Source organism: Lyngbya sp. CCAP 1446/10 (assembly GCF_026130175.1).
Taxonomy (GTDB): Bacteria; Cyanobacteriota; Cyanobacteriia; order Cyanobacteriales; family Microcoleaceae; genus Microcoleus.
Window position 1 is genome coordinate 22,916 of record NZ_JAIGNI010000063.1, and the last position, 10,114, is coordinate 33,029.

A 10,114-nucleotide genomic window follows, 5' to 3' on the forward strand; every position below is an offset into this window, starting at 1 on the left:
AACCATTAATTATAATCAACCCAATTTGTAGGGGCGGGTTCACCAACCATTTATGGTGAAAATGAATAATCTCATAAACCCGCCCTCCCCCACTAACAATAAAAATGTACGGTGAATTTATTGGTAAAGTGTTGATGTAAATCCGGGTTGGGATGGGGCGGGTTTATGAGATTATTTGTGATTTTCATAGATTGTTGGTGAACCCGCCCCTACAGGATTTTGGGATATTTATTCAGAACAGAACCCCATCCTACGACCAATTAATATGAGGATATTTCCATTCATAATAATTGGGAAATACAAAGTTAGTAAACGACACCGAAATACTCGCTTCCAGCGATTTTACATGATGCCACCAACCCACAGGAATAAATATAACTTCTCCCGGTTCCAAAATCACCTCAATGATTTTCGCATCTCCGTAAAGCGGATATTTGTCATAGTCGGGATTCTCGCCGTCCACCTTGCTAAAAACTCCGACATGATTGTAAAGCAGAGGTGTTTGCTGCGGAGAAATCAATTTAATCAGTTTGCGTCCCGATACCTGTGCTAAAACTAAGTTCACTGGGTCGTGATGCAGCGGCGTAATTGTACCCTTCGGGCCGAACCAAAAGAAAACTCTGCCTTTTGTATCGCCGGGAGTCAGGTATTCTGGGAAAATTTCAAAGTCGTTAAATAGCGATTTAAATTCTTCTCTTTCCAGAGTTTGATTGTTCGCAACCATATAGCAGTCGTTGCTGGGGCCGCCGTTGACGACCATATCTACATACTCGCGGAAGAAAACGATTTTTTTATGGTTGTGTACCTTAATTTCGTAATCCGGGTCTGAGTTGCGGTTGGCTTGAATTTCTACCTCTGCATCTCCGTATTTTTGCTGCAAATACTCCGGTGTCCACAACTGCAATGCTTTCCAGTTGTGCATGATGTTGGTAATAATTACTGGAGTATTTTTGGCGTAGTAATTTTCTAAAAAATACTCTCTCGAAAGGCTACTTTTGCGTTCGATTGTGCCAAATTTGGAAGAGAGGGCAGCTAATTGATTGTTGATGCTGAGTTGCGATTCGAGTTTCTGCAATAGCTGTACGTAATGGCTACCTGCTTGGAAGTACGGATGAGATGATATGGCCGTAACTTCTGCAGTTGCTGTTTCTGCATCAATACCTGTATTGACTAAGCCTCGAATGATGTCTGCATCTGGTAGATTTAATAATTTGTTTGCCGCTACCCACTGTTTCAAGTTGTCGGGAACTTCTGGTTTGCTTGGCGCTGTTGCGAGTAGATTTGGCAAGTTTTGCGTCAGCCATTCTAGGTTAACTTGTTGTTCTTCTGTGAGGGTAATCCGTAAGGGGGGAAGTGTGATGGTTAGGGGTTGGGTGTCAGGCATGATTCGGGTATGTTGTTTTTGGACTGTTTGGCTTGGCTTGAAGTTGTTTTACTAATATAGCAATCTTGTTTGATTTGTGAATATGTATATTTTTTTATAAACCACAGAGGGCGCAGAGGGCGCAGAGGAAGAAAGGAGAGGGTTGATATGACTATTTTAGCTTAACAAGTGTTGTCTGTTTCTGTTTTCTGGGTGCTATCGCTTTTTTCCGGATATTTGCGTTATTTTAAGGTTAAGTTTGAATGTTTTTTATCCATTGGCGGGTTCCGAAAGTTTTGCAGGAATCGGAGGCTATTTTGGCGGCGGCAGCGAGGGCATTTTTAAAGTTGTCTTGTAAAATATAGTGACAGAAAGCGCCGTGAAAAATGTCGCCTGCGCCTGAAGTGTCTGCGGCTTGGATTTGAGGCACTTCTAAACTGCCGAAACTGCCTTTTCTGAGGTATTGAATCGGTTTTTCGCCGCGCGTGATGGCAATGTGGGGAATTCCGGCTGCTGAGAGATAAGCAAAGACTTGTTCGGAATTGTTGCAGTCGGGGGGATGAAAATTATCGGAACATATGGCCCATTTCACGAAGGGCAATATTTCTGCTAATCCGGGTTTCCAACTGCCGCCATCGAGGACGATGGGAATGTTTTTTGATTGGGCGAGTTCAGCGATTTCTTGGCTGGCTGGAATTTGGTGTCCGTCAAACAGTATGATATTAACTGAAGTTAAAATGTCGGGATTAATTGCTTGGCTGTCAACCTGGGATTTAGTCGCGTTAATCGAGATTACTGCCCGATCGCCCGTTTGTTCAGTTACAATAATCGAAGATACTGGCGGAGAGTGCGATCGCCCTGGCTGCAAATCGACTATCCTGATATCATACTCCCCTAAGTCTGCACGAATCAATTGGGCGATCGCGCCAGTGCCCAAAACCCCCGCCAACACCGCCGCATTCCCCAAACAGCTAAAAGCAACCGCAGCATTTGTCGCCGGCCCGCCCGCCACAATGGTAGAATCAACAGCAACAACCTTCTGATTTTCACCCGGAGGCTTCTCGGCCAAATAAATCAAATCCAAAGTTGCCAATCCCAAAAACAATCCAGTCTTCATATCTGCGTTAATCCGCATTCATCTGCGGTTAAAAACTCCAAATTATCAAAATGCAGCCAAATCCTAACACAGGAACACTTTACATTGTCGGAACCCCGATCGGCAACCTCGAAGACATGACATATCGCGCCATCCGAATTTTACAAACAGTAGACTTCATCGCAGCCGAAGACACCCGCCACACAGGGAAACTTTTACACCACTTTCAAATCAAAACGCCCCAAATCAGCTATCACGAACACAACCAACAGCAGCGACTCCCCGAATTAATCGAAAAACTGCAGTTAGGAAAAAGTATCGCCATAGTAACCGACGCTGGAATGCCGGGAATTTCCGACCCCGGATACGAATTAGTCAAAGCCTGCGCCGATGCTAACATTAACATTATTCCGATTCCCGGCCCTAGCGCCTGCATAGTCGGGATAAGTGCATCGGGATTACCTACAGACAGATTTGTATTTGAAGGATTTTTACCCGTCAAAGGTCAAGAACGCCAGCGGAGTTTAGAAAATTTGCAAATAGAATCCCGCACTATTATCTTATACGAATCTCCGCACCGGTTGCGGCAAACTTTACAAGATTTAGCAAATACCTTGGGAACCGACAGACAAATTGTGCTAGCGAGGGAATTGACAAAAATGCACGAGGAGTTTTGGCGTGGTAGTATCGAAAGTGCGATCGAACTTTACACCAGTCGCGAACCCCAAGGAGAATTTACCCTAATAATTGCAGGTCTGCAAACAGACGCACCAATTTTCTCCGAAGACGCCATCAAAGCCGAATTACAAACATTAATAGCAGAAGGCATCAGCCGTTCCCAAGCCAGCCGCCAACTAGCCCAACAAACATCTCTCCCCCGCCGCCAAATCTACCAACTAGCCCTCACAATTGGCGACAATGAATCACTCGAATAACCATTAGATGACTCGTGAATAACCCTCTCTTCTCGTCCTCTGCGCCCTCTGCGGTAAAAAAAGAAACTCAATAATCACACTAATAATTCTATGGTACGCGGAAACTACGATCGCCAAAAACCCTATTTAAGCAACCCCCACATCAACAAACCAATCGCCGAAATCTATGCAGACTTAGACGCCTTTACCTGGGAGATATTTGAAGACCAACCCCACCGCTTCGATACCGTCAGTTTCTACGTCTTGCTTCCCCCGCTATTTTACGAAGGAAAATTCATCAAAGGGATATATTTCAGCGAAGGAGTCGAACTCATTGACAAACTATTTCCCCAACTCTCCTCAGCATTTTTCTCCTTCACCTATTCGCCCGGAACGTCCTATTCCTGGGCACCGGTAGCCGATGCTTATTCCAGTTTATACAAAAACCCGCAGCGAGATAAGTGGTTTCGTGAGACTTATGTCGATCGCGCCAACAAACCGATCATACCACTGCAAGACACAGACTTCATCAACGAATACTTAATTTCTCCCCGCAACGTCCCCGCCAAAGACATCGACCTCCTCGCCGTCGCCCGCATTTCCGAAGAAAAGAATTTGCCAATAATTGCCAAAGCCTTAAAAATTTATCGCCAAAAATATCCGCAAAAACCGATAAAATTAACAGTAGTCAGCGGTCACGACTTTGATATTAACAACTTAAAAACCCTCGACGAATACGCCTTAAAAGAATGGCACCAAGTAGAGCAAATTTTAGGTAATCCCTCCGACTACATTAATTTATTGCCAAGAGTTGACTACTACAGCGAAATGTCTGTATATTATTCGCGCGCCCAAGCATTTGTTCTCGGTTCCCTTCTCGAAGGCAAAAACCGAGGAATTACCGAAGCAATGAGTTGCAACGTACCAGTAATTTGTTTTGAAGAATTCAATCAGTACGCTAGAGGAAACTCACCTGTTTTCCCAGAAGGTGCGGGACTTTACGCCAAATTCGACCCGGAATCCTTAGCCGATACTATTTATACAGTATTGGAAAATCAAACCGAATTTAAGCCGCGATATCAGTATTTAAAGCATTGCGGCCGCAAGAACTTTTTTAACACTTGTATAGACAGTTTTCCTTACTACCAGCATAACATTCCCGACTACAAACCGGGAGCAGCATTTAAGAATTTTTGGCTGGATTTGGCGGTACAGCAAAATTATCAAATTAGTTTGGATAGTTTTTTGTATGGAGGTTCTTCATTGTCTCATATTCGCGGCATAAATACGATTCGGCAAAATCTGGGCGAGTTGACAAAATTTTTATGAGAAGATGACATATTGCAAAACTAGATCGAGTTATCATACAGGAAATACAGGCAAGCGTGGATATCAGCCAACAAAAAGAACAATTTAGTAACACCTACCTGCAAGCCATCGCCACCGTTGCAGGCTATTCTATTTACAAACCCTCCGTAGACGACGACAGCGTAGACTGGGGAATAGCAGCCAAAGGAGGAACAGGTCGCATCCGAGCACCGCGCTTAGAATTGCAGTTAAAATCGACATCAAGAGATGTTCGAGAAAATAACTTGATCCGCTACCCCCTCAAACTGAAAAACTACGATGACTTAAGAATGGATGACTTCGCCATTCCACGAATTTTAGTTGTCGTTTTAATCCCCGAAACAATAGAAGACTGGTTAACCCAGTCGGAAACAGAAATCTGCATGAAGGAATGCGGATATTGGATATCTCTGCGGGGAATGCCAGAAACACAAAACACCACCGCTGTCACAGTCACGATACCCAGAAAAAATCAATTTACAGTCATCGCCCTTCAGTCAATTATGGAGGGGATTAGCCAAGGAGTTCAACCATGAAAGTCACCGTAAAAGATAGCGAAATCCCCGTCGAAACAGTAAACCTAAATCAACTTAGAAATTACCTGCAAATTCACGGGTGGCATGAAGACCAACCTTTCTTAGAAAATGCCACTCTTTGGCACAAACCAGCCGCCGGAGAGGACTTTGAAATATTACTCCCCAACCAACAAACTCTCGGAGATTATGCCGCCCGCATCCGCGAGGCAATTCAAATCTTAGAAATCGTAGAAAATCGCACTCAAATTGAAATTTTAGCAGACTTAATTACTGGGCTTCCCAATACAACTATTCAGGGAGTCGTAATGCAAATTCACACGCCCAACGCCGACAAATTAAGTGGCGAAATTACCTTACTCGGCGTGATTGCGGACAAACTGCGGAAGATTCAAACCGAACTAGCAGACAAAGATTATATCCTCGCCATCAAAGCTTATCAAGAACGCTTACCTTTCGTCTGTACGGGAGATTTAATCAAAAAAAATCAAACCTTTATTCTCAAAAATCCCCACAACTTTATCATAGAAGACCGGGCGGTTGAAACCGCGTCTACACAAACAAAACCCGCCTCCGCGGGTTGAAGAACGGGCGCTTAAAATCAAGTTATTTTCATCAGTCCGCGTCGGCGGACTTCGTTTTTGTAGACGCGGTTTCAACCGCCGTCTTATCTATTTTAGAAGGCAGAAATATCCGCATAAATCTTTTTTGCCAACATCCTAGCCAAATTAACAGGTACGGCATTCCCAACCATTTTATAGCCGTCAGCAATATATTTGTACTTAAAAATAAAGTCATCCGGGAAAGTCTGAACTCTCGCACACTCTCGCACAGAAAGCCGACGGTAAGGCTGAGGCGAATTAGGGTCAAAAATGCGTTTGTCCTTGCCAACTAAAATCATTTTACTAGCTTGAGGGTGCAGAGGTGCGTGTCTGCCGCTTGCCTGAATTGTAAACGAAGGTTCACCCCAACTTCTGACTCGATTCCGCGACATATAAATGCTGGAAAAACCCAAATCTGCACATTCGTGATTCGCGACAGAATCGTGATACTTATCTAGTTTACCATGAACTAGAATTGGTTCAGCCTGTAAATCAAAAATCGCATCTTGCAGCGTCAAAAAATCGGTTCCAGGTTCGGGAAACTCAAAACCCAAACCCAGATCATCCCGATAACCGATAACAATCACCCTTTGTCTATCTTGCGGCACACCAAAGCTTTTAGCATTCACCAACTGGAACGAAACCCGATACCCAATTTCCTCAAACTGCGATAATATATAACTGAAAGCATCCTTATTTCTGGCCGCTAAAATACCCCTAACATTCTCAGCCAAGAAAAACAAAGGCTGCTTGTCCCGCACAATTCTGATATACTCCCAAAAAAGCTGACCGCGAGAATCATCAATCCCGCGTTTTGCACCCGCCGCACTCCAACTTTGACACGGAGGCCCACCGATAATCCCAATACAGTCGGGAATTTCATCAGAATTAATTTTTCTGATATCTCTTTTATCTAACAGAGTTTCAGAATGGTTAAATTGATAGGTATCCCAAATAGACTTATCATATTCATTCGCCCAAACCGGATTAAACCCAGCCAAGCGAAAACCCAAATCCAAGCCACCACAACCCGCAAACAAAGAAATAATATTCATATTTATCAACATCTATCTCTTTTCTTCCTTCGCGCCCTTTGCGCCTTCGCGGTTCGTTAAAAAAAATCTAACTCGAAAACAAATATAACACTGATCATCCTCAATGAATGCAAACTCCATCCTCCAATCTTATCAACACTTCGGCGTACACCTCGGCTTAGAAAGAATTCAGAAACTCCTCGAAAAACTAGACAACCCCCACAAAAAAGTACCCATTATCCACATTGCCGGCACAAATGGTAAAGGTTCCGTTTGCGCCTATCTTTCTTCCGTACTAACAGCAGCAGGCTATAGAGTCGGGCGCTACACATCCCCGCACTTAATCGATTGGACAGAAAGAATTTGCATCAACCAAAAACCGATTTCTACAACAGCATTGCAGCAGTGTCTAAAACAAGTTGTCAGCGCTGCGGAAGCTAATACAGAAACTCCCACTCAATTTGAAATCATCACCGCCGCAGCTTGGCTGTATTTTGCAGAACAAAAAGCAGATATTGCTGTCATAGAAACCGGATTGGGCGGTAGATTAGATGCGACTAATGTTTGCGAAACTCCCCTTGTGAGTGTGATTACTTCTATTAGTCTCGATCACTGGCAAATTCTCGGCCCGACTGTTGCTGACATTGCTGGGGAAAAAGCGGGAATTATCAAATCAAAGTGTCCGGTAGTTGTCGGAGAATTGCCAGAATCTGCTAGAATAGTAGTAGAAAAAAAGATTCAAAAATTGGATTGTCCGGCAGTTTGGGTAAAACCTGCGGTAGATTTAGGAGACGGATTTGTAGAATATCATCCAAGTCCAGAAATCGGCGTTAATTCTGATTCATCTGCGGTTAAAATAAGATATAAATTGCTATTGTTGGGACAAGTTCAATTAATGAATTCGGCGATCGCACTTGCCACTATCCACACCCTCCAAAACCTAGGATGGCAAATCTCCGCAACCGCCATCGCCCACGGAATCGCCCAAACCCAATGGCCCGGAAGACTTCAACAGACAACTTGGAAAAACCAGAAAATATTAATAGATGGAGCTCACAATCCAGCCGCAGCCATTGCCCTGCGCGAATATGTAGACAATCTTACCACTTCCCCGTCACCGATTAACTGGGTAATCGGCATTTTGGCGACGAAAGACTGTGATGATATTTTACAAGCATTACTCAAAAAGGGCGATCGGCTTTACCTAGTACCCGTACCGGATCAAAACTCCGCATCCCCCGCAGAATTAGCCGCCATTGCTGAAAATATCTGCCCCGAATTAACAATTTGTCAAGCCTTCCCAGACTTAACAACAGGTTTAGATGCTGCTGTTACAGGTGACAATTTAACAGTGCTTTGCGGTTCCCTTTATCTAGTCGGCTATTTTCTGCAACAACAATCTCAATTTTAAACGCATCCTGCCTGAAGATTAATTTTCGAGTAAACTGGGAATGGTAATTCATAGAAACTGGATTTATTGTCATAATATCATGTCCCCGATCGCGGAATAGGAGAATAGAAATAGCTAATTATACAAACAGACTTCTCCCAGGGGAAGGCGCAGTTGGGTGTTACGGAGACCTGCTTAAAGCTGGATGCAGAGGCGATAATCTGACACCACATCACATTCCTTCTAATGGATTCATGGCAGCAAAAGTTCCTGGTTACACGAGAGAAATGGGTATTGCTATAATGATGGAACACCCCTTGCCCGGTAAAGGAGGTCGTCATCGCCAGACTATCTCTTATGGACAATCCCCCAATCTCAGCTTGTTACCAAGAGAAGCACTAGCTAGAGAAATTAGCGATGCACGAGTAATTTATCGCCGTCAGGGACTTTATACGCCACAAATTAGGCGCAGCTTACAGCAAGTTATCCAGTTAAATAAGTTAGGTTGGTTAGGCGTTTTTGAAAAGAGAGGAAATAGGTGATGAAGGAAAATAGCTGGATTAGCATTTTGGACGCTAATAAATTAATGCGATCGACTGAAGAAGTAACAGCTTTTGAAAATGCTTTAGCGGAAGTCGCTAAGCATCATGAGAGCGAACAATTACCAGATTTACATCTGATTTTAGATGATCGCTGCCAACAGCCAGAGGTCATGTTTAGCCTAATTCATTTTTTAGAATCTTTTGAAATGGAACAGCAGTTACAAGCATTTATCAGTGTCATCCCACAATTAATTGTTTTTGCCTCTGATTGGACAAGAATACTCCACAGTCGCATTCTGAATGATGAGGCTGCCTGTCGTTTGTATAGAAATTTGTTACATTCAATTAACACTCACAGTCCCCATTTTATTCGACAATTGCTCGAAGAAAGTGCTACCTATCAATTGACGCATCAAGATTCACCGATTGAGCTAGCTGTACAAGTTAATTACCGCTGATGAATATTTAGAAGTACGCGCGAGCGAAGCTATCCCGTAGGGAATCGCTCTTTTTTCCTTAACCTTGTGTTTCTTCTTCTGTAAAAATAGGAGGCCACAATTCCGAAATGGGCAATTCCCAACCTGGAACAAGCTCTGGTATCGTTAAAATATCGCCATTTCCTAAAATAGTCGGTTCGCCAGTCGATCGATAAATAGTCACTGTTTCTTCATCAGGATCGATCAGAAGTCCGACAACCGCCCCCAACTCGATAAACTTCAAAACCTTGGTTTCTATAGGCTTAATGCGATCGCTTTGAGACTTAATTTCCACCACCAAATCCGGGACAAGTTCACCAAAATAACGCGGACTTTGGCGCAAGCGGGCCGCGCGCACAAACGAAACATCCGGCGCTTTGACGTTGGTATTCGGCATGATGAAACCGCCTGCGGAGTCAAACACTCTCCCCAACCGACGGGGATAAACCCAATTACCGAGTAAGCGAATCAAAATACTGCCGATTTCACTGGATACGATGTCTGATGGCCCCATAACTGAAAGTCTCCCGTCTTCTAGTTCAATTTTGTAATCTAAACCCGCTTCGGAAAAAAGAGTTTGAACTTGGTTTAAATCTTTGACTGTCATTGCTGTCATAAAACTTGCTCCTATTCTAGGCTGAACTTTGATTTTAACACAAGTCAAATTTCTGAATATTTTATTAATTCAGGCTATAGCAATCCTAAATCATTATCTACACTTATTATGATATAATTATATGCAATGATTGATTGTGACAATAAAAAAAATGAATAACTTACAAATGCCACAGAAAGATATGGAAAAAGAAAGAGCGGC

The 10,114-nt window shown here is 43.3% G+C and carries 11 protein-coding genes; 7 read left to right on the top strand and 4 right to left on the bottom strand.

Annotation, left to right across the window (positions count from 1 at the left end; genetic code table 11):
- Positions 1-250: 250 nt before the first annotated feature.
- A complete protein-coding gene (locus K4039_RS22100; protein WP_265238579.1) occupies positions 251-1,384 on the bottom strand; it encodes a cupin-like domain-containing protein in 1,134 nt (377 codons plus the stop codon).
- A 232-nt stretch (positions 1,385-1,616) separates the two neighbouring features.
- Complete coding sequence (locus K4039_RS22105) at positions 1,617-2,498, bottom strand: PfkB family carbohydrate kinase (protein WP_265238581.1); 882 nt, start codon at positions 2,496-2,498, stop codon at positions 1,617-1,619.
- A gap of 32 nt (positions 2,499-2,530) precedes the next feature.
- Here K4039_RS22105 and rsmI point away from each other — a divergent pair, with 32 nt between their 5' ends.
- The 4 genes from rsmI to K4039_RS22125 all read left to right on the top strand — a co-directional run bounded on the left by rsmI (position 2,531) and on the right by K4039_RS22125 (position 5,837).
- Positions 2,531-3,394: a 16S rRNA (cytidine(1402)-2'-O)-methyltransferase gene (gene rsmI, locus K4039_RS22110; protein WP_265238583.1), complete on the top strand. Its 864-nt coding sequence runs from the start codon at positions 2,531-2,533 to the stop codon at positions 3,392-3,394.
- A 90-nt stretch (positions 3,395-3,484) separates the two neighbouring features.
- Positions 3,485-4,702, top strand: a complete 1,218-nt coding sequence (locus tag K4039_RS22115) for a glycosyltransferase (RefSeq protein ID WP_265238585.1) — start codon at positions 3,485-3,487, stop codon at positions 4,700-4,702.
- 56 nt (positions 4,703-4,758) lie between these two features.
- Complete coding sequence (locus K4039_RS22120; protein ID WP_265238587.1) at positions 4,759-5,256, top strand: DUF4365 domain-containing protein; 498 nt, start codon at positions 4,759-4,761, stop codon at positions 5,254-5,256.
- Positions 5,253-5,837, top strand: coding sequence for a hypothetical protein (locus K4039_RS22125; RefSeq protein WP_265238588.1), 585 nt, complete (start codon positions 5,253-5,255; stop codon positions 5,835-5,837). The genes K4039_RS22120 and K4039_RS22125 overlap by 4 nt, the downstream gene beginning before the upstream one ends.
- 92 nt (positions 5,838-5,929) lie before the next feature.
- Here the strand turns inward: K4039_RS22125 and K4039_RS22130 are convergent, their stop codons facing one another.
- Positions 5,930-6,910: a DNA cytosine methyltransferase gene (locus K4039_RS22130; protein ID WP_265238590.1), complete on the bottom strand. Its 981-nt coding sequence runs from the start codon at positions 6,908-6,910 to the stop codon at positions 5,930-5,932.
- A 103-nt stretch (positions 6,911-7,013) separates the two neighbouring features.
- Here K4039_RS22130 and K4039_RS22135 point away from each other — a divergent pair, with 103 nt between their 5' ends.
- The 3 genes from K4039_RS22135 (at position 7,014) to K4039_RS22145 (ending at position 9,279) form a co-directional block, all read left to right on the top strand.
- The gene (locus K4039_RS22135; protein ID WP_265238592.1) at positions 7,014-8,300 is read left to right on the top strand and encodes a folylpolyglutamate synthase/dihydrofolate synthase family protein; all 1,287 of its coding nucleotides are present in this window, start codon (positions 7,014-7,016) and stop codon (positions 8,298-8,300) included.
- A 233-nt stretch (positions 8,301-8,533) separates the two neighbouring features.
- Positions 8,534-8,821 (top strand): hypothetical protein, encoded by a 288-nt coding sequence (locus K4039_RS22140; protein WP_265238594.1) that lies wholly within the window; start codon positions 8,534-8,536, stop codon positions 8,819-8,821.
- On the top strand, positions 8,821-9,279 hold the full coding sequence (locus K4039_RS22145; protein ID WP_265238595.1) for an Imm30 family immunity protein: 459 nt from the start codon (positions 8,821-8,823) through the stop codon (positions 9,277-9,279). Before K4039_RS22140 ends, K4039_RS22145 begins: the two co-directional genes overlap by 1 nt.
- 58 nt (positions 9,280-9,337) lie before the next feature.
- Here the strand turns inward: K4039_RS22145 and K4039_RS22150 are convergent, their stop codons facing one another.
- Positions 9,338-9,913, bottom strand: coding sequence for a Uma2 family endonuclease (locus tag K4039_RS22150; protein ID WP_265238597.1), 576 nt, complete (start codon positions 9,911-9,913; stop codon positions 9,338-9,340).
- Positions 9,914-10,114: the final 201 nt, after the last annotated feature.

Excerpts from the sequence above, each read along its gene's own strand:
- K4039_RS22130 (WP_265238590.1), bottom strand. The coding sequence starts at position 6,910 with ATGAATATTATTTCTTTGTTTGCGGGTTGTGGTGGCTTGGATTTGGGT.
- K4039_RS22100 (WP_265238579.1), bottom strand. The coding sequence starts at position 1,384 with ATGCCTGACACCCAACCCCTAACCATCACACTTCCCCCCTTACGGATT.
- K4039_RS22135 (WP_265238592.1), top strand. The coding sequence starts at position 7,014 with ATGAATGCAAACTCCATCCTCCAATCTTATCAACACTTCGGCGTACAC.
- K4039_RS22125 (WP_265238588.1), top strand. The coding sequence starts at position 5,253 with ATGAAAGTCACCGTAAAAGATAGCGAAATCCCCGTCGAAACAGTAAAC.
- K4039_RS22105 (WP_265238581.1), bottom strand. The coding sequence starts at position 2,498 with ATGCGGATTAACGCAGATATGAAGACTGGATTGTTTTTGGGATTGGCA.
- K4039_RS22150 (WP_265238597.1), bottom strand. The coding sequence starts at position 9,913 with ATGACAGCAATGACAGTCAAAGATTTAAACCAAGTTCAAACTCTTTTT.
- K4039_RS22115 (WP_265238585.1), top strand. The coding sequence starts at position 3,485 with ATGGTACGCGGAAACTACGATCGCCAAAAACCCTATTTAAGCAACCCC.
- K4039_RS22145 (WP_265238595.1), top strand. The coding sequence starts at position 8,821 with ATGAAGGAAAATAGCTGGATTAGCATTTTGGACGCTAATAAATTAATG.
- rsmI (WP_265238583.1), top strand. The coding sequence starts at position 2,531 with ATGCAGCCAAATCCTAACACAGGAACACTTTACATTGTCGGAACCCCG.
- K4039_RS22140 (WP_265238594.1), top strand. The coding sequence starts at position 8,534 with ATGGCAGCAAAAGTTCCTGGTTACACGAGAGAAATGGGTATTGCTATA.